The organism is Marinobacterium jannaschii DSM 6295, from assembly GCF_000620085.1.
Taxonomy (GTDB): domain Bacteria; phylum Pseudomonadota; class Gammaproteobacteria; order Pseudomonadales; family Balneatricaceae; genus Pontibacterium; species Pontibacterium jannaschii.
Map to the genome: position 1 here is coordinate 176,475 of NZ_KK211067.1, position 16,885 is coordinate 193,359.

Sequence of the window (16,885 nt, forward strand, 5' to 3'; positions counted from 1 at the left end):
GCTCCGGACCGGGCGGGGCTTAGCAGCTGTCGCCCGGAGTTGGCATTACTTCATAGTGCTGGGCGATATCCAGGAAGTGGCGGGTATCCTGCAACAATTCATAGAACTGGCCGGATGCGACCGGCTTGCTGAACAGATAGCCCTGTAGCTGGTCGCAGGCACGCTGCCGTAAAAACTCAGCCTGTGCCGCCGTTTCTACGCCTTCGGCGCAGACCCGCAGGTTCAGGCTGTGGCTGAGCGATATAACGGCGCAGATAATCGCTTCGTCGGCCGGATCGTTCGGCAAGTCACTGACCAGTGAGCGGTCAATCTTCACCTTATGCACCGGCAGCTTCTTCAGGTAGCTGAGCGAAGAATAGCCGGTACCGAAATCATCCAGGGCCAGATTGACGCCCAGGTCGCAGAGTCGCTGCAGCAGGTTGACGGTGCGCTCCTCCTGCTCCATGACGTAGGTTTCCAGAATTTCCAGCTCCAGCCGCTCGGGAGCCAGCTGGTATTTTTTCAGCAGGCCGCTGATCTGCGCAGGCAGGTCACCGTTATCCAGCTGGGCTCCGGCCAGATTGATTGCCAGGTGGAAATCCGCTTCCAGCCCTTTTTTCTGCCAGCGGGCGAGCTGTGCGCAGGCCTCTTCCAGCACCCAGCTGCCGATCTTACCCATCAGGCCGATCTCTTCGGCAATTGGCAGGAAGCGTCCCGGCGAGATCAGTCCCAGTTCCGGATGCTGCCAGCGAATCAGGGCTTCCGCCCCGACAATGCGCTGTCCTTCACCGTCCATCTGTGGCTGATAGTAAAGTTCCAGTTGGTTGTTCTGCAGTGCTTCACGCAGAGCCGGTTCCAGCGATACCCACTCTTCGACGCTGCGGGTCAGCTCGCGCTGGTAGAAGGCATAGTTATTCCGGCCGCGATCCTTGGCGCCGTAGAGGGCGATATCGGCATGTTTTAACAGCGAATCGCTGTTGTCGCCATGTTCCGGTGCCAGGGCGATACCGATACTGGCGGTGGTGAAGTAGTGACGGCCATTGAGTTTAAACGGCTCTTCCATCAATGCCACGATATGCTTGGCAACCTGTTCAGCATCCGGGGCATGCGCCACAGTATTCACCAGCACGGCAAACTCGTCGCCACCGATACGGGCAACGGTGTCCGGGGCGCTGATATTATCGCTGAGACGCTCAGCCACCTGCAGCAGTAACTGGTCTCCGGCATCGTGGCCGAGACAGTCATTGATATGCTTGAAGCGGTCAAGGTCAATAATCAGGATGGCGACCTTATCGCTGCCGCTGCGGTTATTCAGTGCCTGCTCCATGCGTATCTTCAGCAAGGTGCGGTTGGCCAGTCCGGTCAGCGGATCGTAGTGGGTCAGCTGGTGCAGTTTCTGCTCCGACTCCCACAGGTTGCTCATATCCGATACCACCGAGACGTAGTGGGTGAGCTGCTTGGCATTGTTGCGCACGGCATTGATGTTCAGCCAGTGCAGCTTGCTTTCGCCATTCTTACGCCGACTCCAGACCTCACCCTGCCAGTGATCGCACTCGCTGAGCGACAGCTTGATCTGGTCGAAGAAGGTTCGGTCGTGACGGCTGGAGTGAAACAGCGAAGTGCTCTGTCCAATCAGCTCTTCACGGCTGTAACCGGTCAGACGGCAGAACGCGGGGTTAACATCGACAATGCTCTGGCGATCATCACAGAGCATAATGCCTTCATTGGTTGACGCGAATACGATGCCGGCCAGCTTCAGCTGCTCATTGCGACTGTTCTCGGCGGTCTTATCCTGCAGTATGCCACTCCAGTACAGCTTATCGCTTTGGTGGTATACGGGGCGTGCCGAGGCGTGCAGGGAGAGTTCTTCACCATTGATATGGCGGGCCCGGAACTCACATTGCCAGGGCTCATTATTCTTCGCGGCCAGACGCAGCACCAGTTTCAGCCGGTCGAGATCGGCGGGCTGTATCTGTTGTTTCAGCAGCTCCGGCGCTTCGATCACTGCCACCGCATCCAGCCCCAGCATGGTTTCGATACCGCTGCTGAGAAAGCTGATATCAGTGTCCAGTGTCTGGTCGTGACTGCAGAGCTGGAAAACGGCACCGGGCAGGGTATTGGTAATCTGGCTCAGGCGGGCCTGGGTTTTGGTCAGTTCATCCCATACCTGTTCCCGGTGCAGGGCGATGCCGGCCAGGTGTGCCGCAGTATCAAGCAGGTTGAGATGGAAGGGTGTGGCTGCACGCGGGCTGTTGCTGGAGATAGCAATGCTGCCGATGATGCTGTCTGCGGTGATATAGATGGGGAAGGACCAGCAGGCGCGGATGCCGTAGTCGGCGGCGAAGTCCTGATAATCCGCCCAGCGCTGATCTGCCTGGGTATCCTCGACCACCACAGGAGAACCCAGGTATACGGCAGTGCCACAGGACGCGCCGATCGGCCCGGGAGTCAGCCCGCCCAGTCCGTCCCAGTGTTCCTCCGCGATGGAGGGCAGGCAGCGAACGTTGAGATGCTGGCGTTCATCGTCCAGTGTCATCACGCTGACGATGCAGTCACCGACCAGCGTTTCGATAAAACTGCAGATCTTTTCCAGCGTGGCGTTGGTTGGACTGTCTTGCCCGATCAGTTCGATCACTTCGCGTTGCAGGAACAGGATCTGGTCCAGCTCTTGCTGTGGCGGAGTGCTGTCTGTAGCTATCGCCTTATGGAGCGTTCGTCCATGCATCTGCAACAGGGGCCTTAAATGACTGTTTTAATTTGGAATAGCCTAATCTAATCGTTGGCGGCCCGTTGTTCAACTATGGCTATTGTATTAATCGGGATTACTTCTTAAGGAAGCCCCGCTGCTGCAGAAACGGCAGCATGTGCGGGCGCGCTTCCTTCACCAGCATGCCGGATATCTGCTCGGTCCAGCTCATCTCTTTATTGCCACCGGTGCGGCTGCGATAGTAATCACGCACCTCCTTGTCGTAATCCTGCAGGTGTTCGTGGTCTGCCTGGTTGTCGTAGCGGTCCTGTTTTAATACCACGGGCAGAGGCAGGCGGGGTTTGACCTCCGGGTTCTGGTCGGGGTAGCCGAGGCAGAGGCCAAATACCGGATACACCAGTTCCGGCAGTTCCAGCAGCTCAGCCACGCGGGCGATCTGGTTGCGTAAGCCGCCGATATAGACGCCACCCAGTCCCTGTGACTCGGCCGCGACCATAACGTTCTGGGCAAACAGGGCGCAATCCAGTGAAGCGGTAAGGAACTGCTCGGTAAAGCCGCTCTGCATCTCTGCCTCATGCATCTCGCATGCCTGCCGGTGGCGCTGCATATCGGCACAGAACACCAGAAACAGCGGCGCCTGTGCAACGTAAACCTGCCCACCGGCACATTCGGCCAGCTGACTGCGATTATCTGCATCGTTTACCTGAATTACGCTGCAGGCCTGAATAAAGCTGGAAGTGGCCGCTGATTGACCGGCTTCGATCAGTCGCTCAACCAGGGCCTGGTCAACCGTCTCCGGGGTAAACTTGCGGATTGAGCGATGTGACTTCAGTAGATCGATAACATCGTTTTGCATGGGGGCTTCCTTGGAAATGCTCGTTGGCCTGGGTTCAGCCGCTTATTCTACGAAATGTCAGATTAATACGCGCGGATTTCACCTTCCTGCTTTTCGGAACGCTGTGTTGCCACTGGTGTTGCAGGTCGCCGGCCATCAGCAGCAGAGAGCCGTGCCCGAGTAGGATCTCTCGCCGCAGGCTGTTGTCCTCCCGCTGGCGCAGCAGGAAACGCCTGGGTGTGCCCAGTGTGACCGATGCGATGACCGGGTTCTGTCCCAGCTCTGCTTCATCGTCACTGTGCCAGCCCATGCTGTCGCCGCCATCCCTGTACAGGTTAAGCAAGACACAATTGAAGCGGGCGTCGCAACGGCGTTCTATCGCCTGTTTAAGGCGGCCAACCGCCGGGTGCAGGGGCTGGGCGTGCATCACCAGTCCTGAGTACTGGTAGAGCAACCCCGGTTCGCCCTGAAAGTGCTGCTGTCTGGGGATCTTATGGGGGCGGCCAAACAGCTGAATCGTATCCTGGCGCCAGGGAATCTCATGGTAGAGCTGGCTAAACAGCTGATCGGCTTCGGCGGCGCTGAGAAAATGCTCGTAATATTCCAGAATACTGTGGTCGGCCATTAGTCTTGAATCTGTAACACTGATTTTTCAGCATAAGGGAGTTCGCGGCAGAAGTATAAGGCTGTACCAACACAGAGTTGCGGTGGCAGGCTATGCTGTGAGAAGACGTCGCTGAGCCCTATGAATCCGGCCAGCAGACACAACGCAGGGAGAGGACTATGAGTGATCTGGTTGAGCAAAGCTGTCAGGCCTGCCGGGCGGGAGCGCCGAAGGTAACCGAGACGGAGGCGCGGCAGTTGCTGGCCGAAATCCCCGACTGGGCGATAGTGACACGTAATGACATTCCGCGGCTGGTGCGCGATTACCGTTTTGCTGACTTTATAACAGCAATGGCATTCAGTAACCGGGTGGCGGGATTGGCAGAGGCTGAAAATCACCATCCGCAGATTACCACGGCCTGGGGCAGCGTGCGGCTGGAATGGTATACCCATAAGATCCGGGGACTGCACCGCAATGATTTTATCTGCGCAGCGCGCAGCGATCAGCTTTTCACCGAGATCGAAACTTAATCACTTAATCGATATCAATACGTCACCCCGCCGTGTTGGACTAGGATCGGGATATGTATTGGCGTTCGCCACGTATGAGTGGCGCAACAGATAGTATTTCTCAGGAATCAGGGAGAACACGAGATGCTGAGGTCTGTAAAAGCAAGCGACTATATGACAGAGGGTGTGATTACCTTTAAACCGGAAACCGACCTGTTCGATGCGATCAACAGCCTGTTGGAAAACCGGATTTCCGGTGCCCCGGTGGTGGATGATGACGGCAACCTGGCCGGTATCCTGTCGGAGGTCGACTGTCTTAAGGCAATTCTGGCGCTGACCTACCATGAAGAGGAGAAGGGCGGAGTTGTCGGAGAATATATGACCGGCGTAGTAGATACTGTTGAGCACGATGCTGATATCATTAGCGTTTCTGAACGGTTTATAAACGAAGGATTACGTCGGCTACCGGTTGTCAAAAATGGCAGGCTGGTGGGCCAGATCAGCCGCCGCGATATCTTGCGGGCGGTTGAAGTCTTTGCACAGGATGGCTGACGGCGTGCCGGTCCTCAGTATTGATCCCTGAGTGACGGCCGGAAACAAACCACAAAGCCGCAATAGGTCATCGCAGCTGATCAGTTAATGTTCAGTTGCGGATGATTAGTATTGCGGCTTTTTATGTAAGGTGAATGCCCTTCGATGTCTATCTCTATGCCCGAACAACCTCTGCTGGTTTATCCCTCCCTGGTCGCACGCTTCGGCCTCGAAGAGTCGCTGTTGCTGGGGTGCTATCAGCGCTTTGCTGAGCTGACTGGCAGCGACAGCGAAACTTCGGTGGTGGTGACCCTGTCACGCCAGCAATGGTTGCGGCTGGTACCGTTCTGGGATGAAGAGAAGCTGGCCGTGCTGACCAATAGCCTGGTGATCAAACAGGCGCTGGAGGCAGCCTTCGAAGGTGATATTGTCACGCTTGAGATTCTGGCCTCAGGCTCTCAGGAACCTCAAGTGCCGGCAACGGCCCGCGCCACAGAGAGAGGCAATCTTGCGGCCGCAGCCGATGACCGCGCAGTGGATTCAGCGCGGGCAGAATCCGGCTTCTATGCCACGGCAGCTGAGCCGGAAGAAGAGCCTCCGATATTTATCGGCGCGGCACAACGAGAGCCGGCCGACAGCCATACTGCCGATCACAGATCTGCCGCCCTGTTTGCCGATGCTGCAGCGCCGGCTGAATCAGCGGATATTGCCGGTCAGCCGACAGCTGAGCCGGTGAGCGCAGAACCGCTGCAGCCGGGAATGCCGGAACGGGAAGAACCGGAGCCGCCGCTGCTTAATGTGCCGGTCCAGGATCTGCCGGATTCGTCGCCTCAGTTCGATCGTCCGGTGTCACGCCTGCTGGCTGAAGAGATGGCGGCCGGAGAGCCGGACACGACTGACCACCGGGCATCGCTGTTGGATGATCTGGTGCCGGGGCGTGAATCTGGCGGATTCGATTCCGCTGATTTCAGGGTGGAAGTCGAACCGGTTGATCGTCTGCCGGTGGTCGAAGAGCCGCCGCAGTTTATGCAGCCGGTACATCAGGTTCGCCAGCCACGTTATCCGGATGAGATGCCAGCTGTACCACCTCCGGCAGAACCTCTGGTACCGGGACGCGGTCCTGCGCCGACCTTTGGCGGCAGCACTGGCTGGGCGCGTAACCGCCAGGCAAACCGTGCCAGAACCTCTGATGAGTTGCAGGAGATCTTCCAGCAGCGCGAAGTACGTAACCAGCAGCTGCATGCGATCTTTGTTGGCTGGCAGCCGTCGGAATCCTTCTTCGCCTTGCTGCCCCATCATGGAATTCCGGAAGAGTTTGCCCGCGAATGCATTGACGGCTTTATACTGTACTGGCTGGACAAAGATCGCCGGGAGACTAACTGGGACTCAAAATTCCTCGGTTGGGTGAAGCGGGAGTGGGTACACAAGCAAACCGCCGCCGGGCGCCAGCAGCGACAAGAGCAGGAACAACAGAAAGGTTTTGTGAACAATGAAAACACCCGCACAGATTCTCGCGCAAAACGCCAGCGGGTCACCCGGGCAATCATGGACATCCGCGACACCGACTGGTAATCAATCCGGGCCTCAGGGCGGTGCACCGCATCAGAATGCCCAGATCAGCCTGGAAACCAAGACGCTGATCAATATGATCTTTGCCCGTTTTATGGCGATCTACGGGCATAAGTTCAAAAGCTGCTTTGAGAGCGAAAATGAGATCCGCCTGGCGAAGCGGGAGTGGGCGCTCAGCCTCTCGGGTTACAGCGAGGCGGAACTGGTTGCTGCGATCAATCGTTGCAAGGAAACCCTGGCCTGGATGCCGACCGTCTCAGAGTTTATTGCCATCCTTAATGACCTGAATGGCGACTATGGCCTGCCCGCGGTGCGCACAGCCTATATCGAAGCCTGTATGAATGCCGATAAACCCAGTGCGCACCACTGGAGCCACCGGGCCATCTATCATGCCGGGCGTGCGACCGGCTGGTTCCGCCTGCGTAGTGAGGAGGAGCGCCAGGTATTACCTGACTTCCGCTATAACTACGAGGTGATCTGCCGTCGCGTGCGGGCCGGAGAGGAGCTGGATGAGCCTGTCCCGGTGGCACTGGAGAATAAGAGTGATGATACCCTGGCGGCGTTTATCCGCCAGTGGTCGGAGTCCCAGTCGGTGGATGAAGTTACGGCGACCAAACTGCTGTACTTTATGACCAAGCCAAAGGGCAGCCGTACCCGGGCCAAGTTTAAGGCGCTGGCGCAGAAGCAGCTGCTGGAGCTTAAGCTGCCGATCAGCCTGCCGGATGACTATCAATAGAGCGAGCTACGAGCTTGGAATGACAAAAAACGCCCGGACACTGTGCCGGGCGTTTTTGTGTGTGCAGCGGATCAGTTGTCGAAGGTAGAGCCGAACATCTCACCAATGGCATTGGAGAGGGTTTCGCTGCGTTCCGGGCTGCGGAATACCTGCATAATCAGCGCGCGCAGGGCAGGCATAAACATCAGATCGGCCAGCACCCGGGAGAAACCGACCTGACCGGCATTACCGGCAGCGAGGCGTTCGAGGAACAGTTTCAGCAGGTCGGGATACTGCAGGGTTTCGTGACAGCGGGTGGCGATGGCCGCAATCACTTCCGCTTCCAGTGCATAATCGCTTTCAAGAATCAGTTGCAGGGTCTGTTTCAGTCGCGCCTGGTCTCGGCTGTTGGAAATGCCGCGCACCATTGCCGCAACGCGATTGGCGTTGCAGTCCGGGCTGGAGAGGGTTTTCTCGACCCGCTCGGTCAGGGCGCTGAACAGCTTGTGGTCCGGTTCGATATTTTCCAGGCAGGTGCAGAGAATCTCGAACGGCACATCCGGTAGCTGCGGGATGGCACTGGCCAGTACTGCGCTGTTGCTGCCGGTTTCATGGCGGATCACCAGATCAGCGATACCCTGATATCCCAGTCCCTGCCAGTGGTCTGCAAAGCCCAGCTGGCCGGCAAAATACTGCTGGGCATACTCGTAGTACTTAGATGCGGGCTGGCCACTGGTCAGGGTGGCGTTGGCGTGGAAGATCGCCATTTTTTCCTGATCCGGCTTAAAGGCAAACGGATTGTCCTGCATGGCATCCGGTTCACCCTCTTTCTGTTCCATCAGATTGCCGATATTTTTCAGCAGGCGGTGCAGAATATCGTCGCGCACGGCGGTCTGGATAAAGCCGCGTTCGTCCAGTGGCAGTTTCAGGAACCAGACGACACTCTGTTCGCGTTGTTTCGGGTTCCAGATCATCAGGGCGATCCAGGCATGATGCAGAAACGGCAGAGGGTAGGGGGTCAGGCCCTGCTCAATCTTGCTGAATTCGCTGGTGGACAGTTTGGTGACACGACGTCCCATATCAAACAGACGGATCTGGGCACCGCTCTGGCGCAGAAAATCCACCATTGACTCAATTTTTTCTGACATCTCTACTCTCGGCCACAGGCAAAAATACTGATTTTACCAGTCTGGCGATCAGGGCAAAAGCGGATCGCAGATTCCCTGTCCCCGCTCCGTTATCTGTAGCAGTACCGCCAGTATCTGCCGATCGTAACGCTCCGGTGCCGCCAGCATCTGGTCGATTGCATCCCGGGCGGGGATTTTGCGGCGCCAGGCCCGGGGGCTGGTCATGGCCACATAGTCAGTGCAGATGGTCAGGATTCTGGCCTCGGTGGAGATCTGGGCACCGCTCAGGCCGAGGCGGCCGCTGCCATCCAGGTATTCATGTTTATGCAGGATGGTCTCCAGTACCGGGATATTAAAGTCGATACCGCTGAGAAACTGACGGCAGTACTTCATCTCGTTCGCCAGTTGCTGCTTTTCGGCTTCATTCAGCACGCCTTGCTTGGTGAGTGTCTGTTGTGGGATCAGCAGCTTGCCGATATTCGAAAGCCGGGCCGCATATTCCAGCGTGCTGCGCTGCGATTCGCTGAGTTGCATCACGTCGGCAATCTGCTTCGCCAGCTCGGCGGTATTGCCTGAATGCCGGCTGGAGTAAGGGTCATGCAGATCGATAGCGGCACAGAGAGTTTGCATAATCTGCTGTAACAGGTGGGTTTCACGCCGGTGATGACGTTGTTGCAGGGTGATGTCATGCAGGCTGATCAGTACCGCGTCCTGTGCCGCATACTGCATCGGTTGCAGGCTGGCGCTGTAGCTGTGCTGCTGATAGCTGAACTGCATCGTCTTCGATTGCTGCAGGCTGAAACATTGCTCCAGTGGCGGATCGAAACGGTCGGCATCGTGGGGGCCGATCAGTGCGGCGAGGGTCTTGTGGTCCATATCCCCCAAAGGCATCTGCAGCCGCTCAGCCAGGGCTTTGTTGGCAAACAGCAGCTGCCGGTTCCGGTTGACGATCAGAACCAGGTCACGGATGTGATCGTTGATCGCCTGTTGTAATCCCGCCTGATGCTTAAGCTGCTGGGTCTGTGCCGCCAGCCTGAGCGTCAGGCGCCGCTGCTGGCTGGTGCTGCCCCACCACCAGGCACCGGTGATCAGTACCAGCATAATCAGGGTGGAAATCAGTAACAGACTGCGCAGCTGTGCCCGTTGCAGATTGGCCGGTTGTATCACTTCAGACAGCTGTACGCTGGTGAGCAGCACCAGATCACTGTTGCCGATACGGCGACTGACGCCGAGTACGGTGCGACGGTGTTCATCCATCCCTTCGACCAGCGTCCCCGGCAGTTGTGCGGCTTTGCGCGCGACCAGCTGTTCTGATACCGCGACCGGCGTGAGGTTAAGGCGATTCTGGTCGCCCGAAGAGTAATCTATATAGAACAGTTGCTGTTCGTGGTCAGGCTGCAGCAATACGCTGGACAGGGTACCGATACCCTGATTGTAAAGTCGCAGCAAACGGGCCAGGTGACTGGATACCGGCTTCTGTCCTACCAGCATCGCCAGTAACTCCCGCTTCACACTGAAGGCTGGCAGGCTGAATACCGGGCTGACATAGCCAATATAGAGCTGGCCGTCGGTTCCAACCCACAGTGGAGCAACTGAGGCGCTCTGCAGCCGGACACTGTTTTCCAGGCTGTATTGCAGGGCCGTGGAAAGCTGCAGGTTTTCGGCGGTACTCACCAGCGGGCGCAGGCTGGGCTCAATCAGGGCCAGAAAGCGCTGGCTGTGTCCCGGCAGGTTCGCTTCAACTTCCAGTTTCTGCAGTGGCAGGTAGCGTTCATGTTCCGCCACTGCCAGCAGCTGGTTTTTCAGATAGGTCAGTTCGGCACTTTCGGTGCTGCGGGTGAGACTGGATTGCTGTAGCAAGCGGCTGCTGTACAGGCGCAGGGAGTGGTTTTCGGACAGGTTGTGAAAGGGCTGTTGTTGTTGCTCCAGCCACTGTTCGATGGCGGTCTGTTGCTGTCCGGCCATGCCGCTAAGGGTTTCACTCCATTGCTGGCGCTGGAGGCGGACCTGATCGGCATAGAAACGCTCGGTCAGCATGAAACCTGTGCCGGAAACCAGTGCAACGATAATCAGCGCAGCGAGTAAAGAACGTTTCATACCCTGACCCTGATGGTGAGCCTGACCCCGGTGACGGGGTTATCGGCTCATTTCGGAATATGTAACCACCATTGTTGTTCGTTTAAAGAGTATAGCGGCACATAGTGGATCAGATGATGATGGGACAGTATCTGGTCACTCTGGTTGTCGAGGATCCGGGTATCCCCTGGCTGCTCCACGGCCAGCACGGCATGGGGCGTATCCAGACTGGTGTCCTGAACGATCACCACCTTGAGCTGGTCGGCAGGGAAACCGAGATAACGCAGCGACAGGTACTTGGTCAGGGCGTAATCCTCACAGTCACCGCTGCGGCTGAGAAACTGAGTCACACTGGCCCAGTAGTCTTCGCGGCCATAATTCACCTGGTCGAGCCGGTAGGGCATGCGGTTGGCAAACTGATTGACCGTCTGGAGCTGCTCTTCCCGGGGGCGCTTTCGAAGCGAATTCAATAGCTGATACCAGTGATAAAGCTGGCAGCCCTGAGGGCCAGCGGCAAGGCAGGGGGCCGCTGGCATATCCTGCAGCCGATGGCGGTTGCTGAAACTGTTCCATGCGGGCAGATCTGAGAGGTTTGGCTGGGGTTCTGCACTATAGCCAAACAGGTCTGCAGCGACATTTTCCGTAAACAAAAGTAAACAACCTGTCAGGGCAACATCGCGGATTATGAGTTTCACATCATATAGTCATACGTTTTGTTGATTAATAATTGATCAATTGTTCCCAAATGATAACTATACTTGACAGTAGTGGTAACCGGGCTAAACAGCACTGGCTCAACTTCCGCTTCACAAAACTCGCATTATGCGAGCCCGCAAATGGACTTCCGGACTGATGTATGGTGACGGCAAGTCGCCAAACCTGATTTCGGCACTCACCTGACTGCAGCAGTATACGCGACCCGTATCGGTATGGAGTGACGAAAAGGAGTCTGTGATGAAATTTAAACAAACTATGCTGGCAGCAACAGTTGCTGCGAGTTTCATGACCCCTCCTGTCACGGCGGCTGTTGCTGATACTGAAAAGGTAGCAGAAGACTCTGTGTATGAGTGGGGTATCTGGGCTAAACCTCTGGCGCCTGCCGCAGGCGGGGAAGAGACCGGAGCTTTGGTTTTCGCCGGTGAAGGCGATGATGAATATGTATTCTTTGATCCGGAATTCCTCGCCCGGCTTGCCGCTGGCGTGACGACTCCACCTGACGCTGGTGGTGGAAATAGTGGTGGCGGAGGTGGCAACGGTGGCGGAGGTGGCAACGGAGGCGGAGGTGGCAACGGAGGCGGAGGTGGTAACGGAGGTGGAGGCGGTAACGGTGGTGGAGGCGGTAACGGTGGCGGCGGAAATGGCGGCGGCGATCCGGACCCTACCCCGATCGATCTTGGTGGACTGGGCTGTGAAGAAGGCGCTGTATGTGGCTTTGCCAGCCGTATGCCAATGTATGTCGAGGCCCAGTGTCAGGCCGGTGATGGCAGCTGTAGCAATAATCCGGTAGCGATCGATTTTGACACCGATGCCAGTTACAGCGGTGCCCCTTCTGCCATGGGCATTCGCCTGGATAATACAGGCAATCTGATTACCGTCTATCCGAAGGGAGAAGGCGGCAGTATCGATATGAGCCGGCCACACTTCGTCAAAATTGCACAGAACGGTTCAGCGACTATCTACGCCGAAGTACGGCTGCCTAACCGTACCGGCCTGTTTGAAGTAGTGGGTACTATCGATGATTTCGCCGAAGGCCGCTGGCTCTACGGTAAGGTTTACGGCAGTGGCAACGGAAAAGGTAAACCACTTGAGGTTGCCTTCAGTGGTGCCAACGGACAATACGTCATGGGGCGTACCACGGTGTTAGGCGGACGTAAGCTGATTGACCTGTTCGATGTTACAGGGCTTGCCGGGAATATCAGTGCGCACTACGCCGGCCAGACGGCGTACGGCGGTGATGTGGGAATTACCATCCACTTTGGCTCCGATGTCACCTGGGATGGCTCTTTCAACGGCGGGGCTGACAAGGCTGGTGTGATGGTATCAACCGCTTCGGATGGCAGTCGTATTGCCACCGGACGGGTGGGCTTTAACGTCACCGGCGGACAGGTTTCGGGAATTAATCTGGTCGCCCGGGATGGCCAGCTCTCAGCCTCCGATGCCAACAGTATCAGTGGCCAGGTCAATGCCGCCCTGTTTGGGGATAATGCCAACAAGGTTGGCGGTGTGGCGGATATCCAGAAATCTACATCGGCCTACACTCAGGGCGCACATCATGTGACGACCTTCAGTGCTGACTTCGATAAAGTGACCGGGGATCAGTAATCGTTGCAAAAGAAATGTAACGGTTTCGTATCAAAAAGGCGCCATTGGCGCCTTTTTCTTTACAGTTATGCCTATACTGTTTAAATAGCGAACAGTTGTGGAGGGCAGCATGACTGAGATGAAACACCTTTGCCGGCAAGTGCTGCTGGCAACCGGGACTCTGGCATTGGTAACCGGAGGCGCTGTAGCGGCGGAAGAGGAGACGTCGTTTGACCCGGAACAGTTTTTTACTCAGGGCATGGAAGACCGACAAGCCGGAAAGCCGTATTCGTCTATCAAAGCTTTCCAATCCGTTCTTAACAATCAGCCGGCACTGAACCGGGCGCGGCTGGAGCTGGCCGTAGCTTATCTGCAGACCTTGCAATACCAGCAGGCTGAAGCTGAAGCGATGAAAGTGCTGGATGATCCGGATACGCCACCGAATGTGCGGGTGAGTATACTGGCCTTTCTGGCGAAGGTGCGGGAGGAAGCCAAGCAGCTTGAGCCCCGCCATGAATCAAGCGCCTCAATCGCAGTCGGGCTGCTGTTCGACAGCAATGTTAACGTCGGCCCGGATAGTGAAACCATCAATATCAACGGGCAGGATCTGACCCTGTTACCGGGCTCTTCTGCAGAAGAGGATACGGCCTTAACCGTCAACCTGGGGGTTGATCATAGCTATCACACCGGTATGACCCAGCAGCTGGGTGAACGTACCGGTATCTTTATCTGGCAAAGTGGCGCGAACTACTACCACCGTGGCTATACCTCAGAGGATGAGTTTGATCTGGATATCCTCAGCCTCTGGACCGGACCCGCGATGATCACCAATGGTAACTGGCGCGGTAACCTGAACCTGCAATACGATCATATCCGCCTTGGCGGCAGCGAGCTGGCAAATTTCTTCTCGCTAATGCCCAGCGCAACCTGGTCTATCGATCCCCATACCGAGCTGACGGCAGGCGTCGATATTGCCAATCGTAACTATGTTCGCTCCGGCGATCAGGGACGTGACAGCAAATACTATGCCTTTGATATCGCTCTGGGACATGGCTATATGAACAACACCCTGGGGGTGCAGGGTGGTATCGAATATATCAGCAATGATGCCGATAACGAGCGCTACAGCTACAGTGGGCCGGGATTGTTTGTCGGTTTCAACTGGCAGTATGAACCGCGCAGTCAGGTTTATGGCAGACTGGGCTGGCGTCAGTCTGACTATGATGGTCCTGAGCCGCTGCCACCTGTGAGCCGCGATGAGGATGAGATCAAGCTGTTGCTGGGTTTCAGCCATCAGTTCGAAAACCTCTGGGAGCTGAATCTGGATTATCTCTATCTGGATAATGATTCCAATATTGCACTCTATGACTTCGACCGTGACCAGCTCAGCCTGACTGTATCGCGTAAACTGTAAACACTACTTTAAGTCCCATGACAAATATCGGCTCAGACTTTGATCTGAGTCGATACTTTGATGTCACAAACCGTTCGGTCTTTGCCTTTTCCCGCATCTGTCAGTAATCTGAAATCAACCCGCGATACAGTCGTTAAAGTCACCTGAAAAACAGGGACTTAGCGGCTCAGGGATTGTTAACGGATTCATTGACGAAGGAGTCAAAGGGCTTGGGTAGCTCTCTTATTGTACTTGGACGCTCGATGATTGGCAGCTTGAGGGATCTTGCGCCAATTGTATTAGTCATCGGTTTTTTTCAGGTCGTGGTTTTACAGACCCCGATTCCTGATTTCTTTGGAATTGTCACCGGGCTGCTGTGTGTCGTCGCCGGTCTGACGTTCTTTATCTACGGCCTGGAGATGGGGCTTTTTCCTGTTGGTGAATCGATGGCAACCGCCTTTGCCCGTAAGGGCAGCGTGCTCTGGTTGCTGGTGTTTGCCTTTGCGCTGGGGTTTGGTACCACTGTGGCCGAGCCCGCATTGATTGCAGTTGCAGCCGAGGCAGCCAGCGTAGCCTCGGCGGGCGGCATGATTATTGACAGCGAAGCGGCGCGTACCAGTTATGCCACGGGCCTGCGTTATACGGTGGCTTTCTCGGTCGGGCTGGCAATCGTGTTGGGCGTATTGCGCATCCTCAAGGGCTGGTCGATTCAGTACATGATTATCGCCGGTTATATGCTGGTGGTGATTATGACCTCTTTTGCACCGCGCGAGATTATCGGTATTGCCTATGATTCCGGTGGCGTAACGACCTCGACGATCACCGTTCCTCTGGTGACTGCATTGGGCGTGGGACTGGCTTCCTCGATCGAGGGGCGAAATCCGATGATCGATGGCTTTGGCCTGATCGCTTTTGCCTCGTTGACGCCGATGATCTTCGTAATGGCATACGGGATGGTGATCTGATGGAGTTCATGACACAGCTTATCGATATCACCCTGTCGACGGTACGGGATGTAATGCCGATCGCCTTTATCATCTTCTTCTTCCAGTTTGGGGTTATTCGCCGTCCGATTCCCAACCTGAAGCGGGTTCTGATCGGGTTTGGTTATGTCATCCTCGGCCTGGCGCTGTTTCTGCTGGGGCTGGAGAAAGCGCTGTTCCCGGTTGGCCGTATGATGGCTGAGCAGCTGACCGACCCGGACTTTATCCGCAGCTGGAGCAGTGCGGCCGGTGAGGTACTGCAGTGGCAGGACTATTACTGGGTCTACATCTTTGCCTTTGCCATCGGAGCCAGTACCACCATTGCCGAACCATCGCTGATTGCGGTAGCTATCAAGGCGAATGAAGTGTCCGGTGGTGCCATTGGCGTCTGGGGACTGCGGATCGCGGTTGCCCTGGGGGTGGCTGTTGGTATTGCCCTGGGAACCTATCGCATCGTGACCGGCTACCCGATCCACTGGTTCATTATTTCCGGCTACGTGGTGGTGGTGATCCAGACCATGTTTGCACCGAAGATGATCGTACCGCTGGCCTATGACTCCGGCGGCGTGACCACCTCGACGGTTACCGTGCCGCTGGTGGCGGCTCTGGGGCTGGGGCTGGCGGAAACAGTGCCGGGGCGAAGCGCATTGATCGATGGATTTGGCCTGATCGCCTTCGCCAGCCTGTTCCCGATGATGAGTGTGATGGGCTATGCCCAGCTGACTGCGTGGCAGGCTAAACGCGTTAAACGCAAGCAAAGTAATGTTGTGCTCACTGATTGAGCAGGAGAAACAATCATGCATTTCAAACTGTTGTTGGTGTTCGTCGAAGATGCCAAAACAGACAAGGTCATGAAAGCCGCCCGGGAGGCCGGTGCTACCGGCGCTACGGTAATTAACAACGCCCGCGGCGAAGGTGTTAACAAGACCAAGACCTTCTTCGGACTCTCACTGGATACCCAGCGCGATGTGTTGCTGTTTATCGTTGAGGAGCACCTGAGTCGCAAGATTCTCGAAACTATTGCAACGGTTGCCGGTTTTGATGATGAGCCGGGGCAGGGGATTGCGATTCAGCTGGATGTCGAAGATGCCGTTGGCGTGGCGCATCAGATTCAGACTTTGAGTAACGTGGTGGAGAACGAGCTATGAGCACAGAGCGTAAAGTTGTGCGTACAAAGGATGTAATGACCGATCGCTATGCGATGGTCGATGGCCTGGTAACCGTCCGCGAGGCGATGGACCTCTACCGTCAGGAGAATGTTGATGTCCTGATCGTTAATAAGCGAGACCAGGATGACGAATACGGCATCCTGCTACTGTCCGATATCGCCAAGCAGGTGGTGGCGAAGGACCGTGCACCTGAGCGTGTAAACGTTTACGAAGTGATGGCCAAGCCCGTGGTGGCGGTCGAGCCGAGAATGGATGTACGTTACTGTGCGCGCCTGTTTGAGAACTTCGGCCTCTCCGTAGCTCCGGTGATCGCCAATGGCGAGGTGCAGGGCATTGTCGGCTATACCGAGATTGTGATGAAAGGGATGTTGGCGGATTAAGCAAGCA

The 16,885-nt window shown here is 56.3% G+C and carries 16 protein-coding genes; 10 read left to right on the plus strand and 6 right to left on the minus strand.

Translation table 11 applies throughout. The annotated features are described in order from the left end of the window. Window positions 1-19: 19 nt before the first annotated feature. From Q354_RS26815 to Q354_RS0121445, 3 genes are all read right to left on the minus strand, one after another. Window positions 20-2,704 carry a sensor domain-containing phosphodiesterase gene (locus tag Q354_RS26815; protein ID WP_051560508.1) on the minus strand — a complete coding sequence of 895 codons (2,685 nt, stop codon included), beginning with the start codon at window positions 2,702-2,704 and terminating at the stop codon, window positions 20-22. A 97-nt stretch (window positions 2,705-2,801) separates the two neighbouring features. Continuing rightward, window positions 2,802-3,542 carry an oxygen-insensitive NADPH nitroreductase gene (gene nfsA, locus Q354_RS0121440; RefSeq protein WP_036231027.1) on the minus strand — a complete coding sequence of 247 codons (741 nt, stop codon included), beginning with the start codon at window positions 3,540-3,542 and terminating at the stop codon, window positions 2,802-2,804. A gap of 34 nt (window positions 3,543-3,576) precedes the next feature. Then, window positions 3,577-4,146, minus strand: coding sequence for an alpha-ketoglutarate-dependent dioxygenase AlkB family protein (locus Q354_RS0121445; RefSeq protein ID WP_036231032.1), 570 nt, complete (start codon window positions 4,144-4,146; stop codon window positions 3,577-3,579). A 158-nt stretch (window positions 4,147-4,304) separates the two neighbouring features. Between Q354_RS0121445 and Q354_RS0121450 the strand changes: the two genes are divergently transcribed. The 4 genes from Q354_RS0121450 (at window position 4,305) to Q354_RS0121465 (ending at window position 7,470) form a co-directional block, all read left to right on the plus strand. After that, window positions 4,305-4,655: a 4a-hydroxytetrahydrobiopterin dehydratase gene (locus Q354_RS0121450; RefSeq protein WP_027859399.1), complete on the plus strand. Its 351-nt coding sequence runs from the start codon at window positions 4,305-4,307 to the stop codon at window positions 4,653-4,655. A 123-nt stretch (window positions 4,656-4,778) separates the two neighbouring features. Continuing rightward, complete coding sequence (locus Q354_RS0121455) at window positions 4,779-5,186, plus strand: CBS domain-containing protein (RefSeq protein WP_027859400.1); 408 nt, start codon at window positions 4,779-4,781, stop codon at window positions 5,184-5,186. Between the two features lie 144 nt (window positions 5,187-5,330). Continuing rightward, window positions 5,331-6,737 carry a DnaT-like ssDNA-binding domain-containing protein gene (locus Q354_RS28795; protein WP_051560509.1) on the plus strand — a complete coding sequence of 469 codons (1,407 nt, stop codon included), beginning with the start codon at window positions 5,331-5,333 and terminating at the stop codon, window positions 6,735-6,737. Then, window positions 6,655-7,470, plus strand: a complete 816-nt coding sequence (locus Q354_RS0121465; protein WP_245601106.1) for a replication protein P — start codon at window positions 6,655-6,657, stop codon at window positions 7,468-7,470. Before Q354_RS28795 ends, Q354_RS0121465 begins: the two co-directional genes overlap by 83 nt. Before the next feature lie 71 nt (window positions 7,471-7,541). Here the strand turns inward: Q354_RS0121465 and Q354_RS0121470 are convergent, their stop codons facing one another. From Q354_RS0121470 to Q354_RS0121480, 3 genes are read right to left on the minus strand one after another with little or no spacing between them, the layout of a single operon-like run. Beyond that, complete coding sequence (locus Q354_RS0121470) at window positions 7,542-8,597, minus strand: DUF3549 family protein (RefSeq protein WP_027859402.1); 1,056 nt, start codon at window positions 8,595-8,597, stop codon at window positions 7,542-7,544. A 48-nt stretch (window positions 8,598-8,645) separates the two neighbouring features. Beyond that, window positions 8,646-10,673 (minus strand): HD domain-containing phosphohydrolase, encoded by a 2,028-nt coding sequence (locus tag Q354_RS0121475; RefSeq protein ID WP_027859403.1) that lies wholly within the window; start codon window positions 10,671-10,673, stop codon window positions 8,646-8,648. 47 nt (window positions 10,674-10,720) lie between these two features. Then, complete coding sequence (locus tag Q354_RS0121480; protein WP_245601107.1) at window positions 10,721-11,302, minus strand: transglutaminase-like cysteine peptidase; 582 nt, start codon at window positions 11,300-11,302, stop codon at window positions 10,721-10,723. 304 nt (window positions 11,303-11,606) lie between these two features. Between Q354_RS0121480 and Q354_RS27680 the strand changes: the two genes are divergently transcribed. The 6 genes from Q354_RS27680 (at window position 11,607) to Q354_RS0121510 (ending at window position 16,878) form a co-directional block, all read left to right on the plus strand. Then, window positions 11,607-12,974, plus strand: coding sequence for a hypothetical protein (locus tag Q354_RS27680; RefSeq protein WP_051560511.1), 1,368 nt, complete (start codon window positions 11,607-11,609; stop codon window positions 12,972-12,974). Window positions 12,975-13,083: 109 nt separating this feature from the next. Further along, window positions 13,084-14,367 (plus strand): outer membrane beta-barrel protein, encoded by a 1,284-nt coding sequence (locus Q354_RS0121490; RefSeq protein ID WP_027859405.1) that lies wholly within the window; start codon window positions 13,084-13,086, stop codon window positions 14,365-14,367. 242 nt (window positions 14,368-14,609) lie between these two features. Next, window positions 14,610-15,311 carry a DUF1538 domain-containing protein gene (locus tag Q354_RS0121495; protein WP_036231042.1) on the plus strand — a complete coding sequence of 234 codons (702 nt, stop codon included), beginning with the start codon at window positions 14,610-14,612 and terminating at the stop codon, window positions 15,309-15,311. Continuing rightward, window positions 15,311-16,111, plus strand: a complete 801-nt coding sequence (locus tag Q354_RS0121500; protein ID WP_027859407.1) for a DUF1538 domain-containing protein — start codon at window positions 15,311-15,313, stop codon at window positions 16,109-16,111. Before Q354_RS0121495 ends, Q354_RS0121500 begins: the two co-directional genes overlap by 1 nt. A 15-nt stretch (window positions 16,112-16,126) precedes the next feature. Next, complete coding sequence (locus Q354_RS0121505) at window positions 16,127-16,477, plus strand: P-II family nitrogen regulator (protein ID WP_027859408.1); 351 nt, start codon at window positions 16,127-16,129, stop codon at window positions 16,475-16,477. Beyond that, the gene (locus Q354_RS0121510; RefSeq protein WP_027859409.1) at window positions 16,474-16,878 is read left to right on the plus strand and encodes a CBS domain-containing protein; all 405 of its coding nucleotides are present in this window, start codon (window positions 16,474-16,476) and stop codon (window positions 16,876-16,878) included. Before Q354_RS0121505 ends, Q354_RS0121510 begins: the two co-directional genes overlap by 4 nt. Window positions 16,879-16,885: the final 7 nt, after the last annotated feature.

Coding starts and splice junctions, on each gene's coding strand:
- Q354_RS26815 (WP_051560508.1), bottom strand. CDS start 2,704: ATGCATGGACGAACGCTCCATAAGGCGATAGCTACAGACAGCACTCCG.
- nfsA (WP_036231027.1), bottom strand. CDS start 3,542: ATGCAAAACGATGTTATCGATCTACTGAAGTCACATCGCTCAATCCGC.
- Q354_RS0121445 (WP_036231032.1), bottom strand. CDS start 4,146: ATGGCCGACCACAGTATTCTGGAATATTACGAGCATTTTCTCAGCGCC.
- Q354_RS0121450 (WP_027859399.1), top strand. CDS start 4,305: ATGAGTGATCTGGTTGAGCAAAGCTGTCAGGCCTGCCGGGCGGGAGCG.
- Q354_RS0121455 (WP_027859400.1), top strand. CDS start 4,779: ATGCTGAGGTCTGTAAAAGCAAGCGACTATATGACAGAGGGTGTGATT.
- Q354_RS28795 (WP_051560509.1), top strand. CDS start 5,331: ATGTCTATCTCTATGCCCGAACAACCTCTGCTGGTTTATCCCTCCCTG.
- Q354_RS0121465 (WP_245601106.1), top strand. CDS start 6,655: ATGAAAACACCCGCACAGATTCTCGCGCAAAACGCCAGCGGGTCACCC.
- Q354_RS0121470 (WP_027859402.1), bottom strand. CDS start 8,597: ATGTCAGAAAAAATTGAGTCAATGGTGGATTTTCTGCGCCAGAGCGGT.
- Q354_RS0121475 (WP_027859403.1), bottom strand. CDS start 10,673: ATGAAACGTTCTTTACTCGCTGCGCTGATTATCGTTGCACTGGTTTCC.
- Q354_RS27680 (WP_051560511.1), top strand. CDS start 11,607: ATGAAATTTAAACAAACTATGCTGGCAGCAACAGTTGCTGCGAGTTTC.
- Q354_RS0121490 (WP_027859405.1), top strand. CDS start 13,084: ATGACTGAGATGAAACACCTTTGCCGGCAAGTGCTGCTGGCAACCGGG.
- Q354_RS0121495 (WP_036231042.1), top strand. CDS start 14,610: ATGATTGGCAGCTTGAGGGATCTTGCGCCAATTGTATTAGTCATCGGT.
- Q354_RS0121500 (WP_027859407.1), top strand. CDS start 15,311: ATGGAGTTCATGACACAGCTTATCGATATCACCCTGTCGACGGTACGG.
- Q354_RS0121505 (WP_027859408.1), top strand. CDS start 16,127: ATGCATTTCAAACTGTTGTTGGTGTTCGTCGAAGATGCCAAAACAGAC.
- Q354_RS0121510 (WP_027859409.1), top strand. CDS start 16,474: ATGAGCACAGAGCGTAAAGTTGTGCGTACAAAGGATGTAATGACCGAT.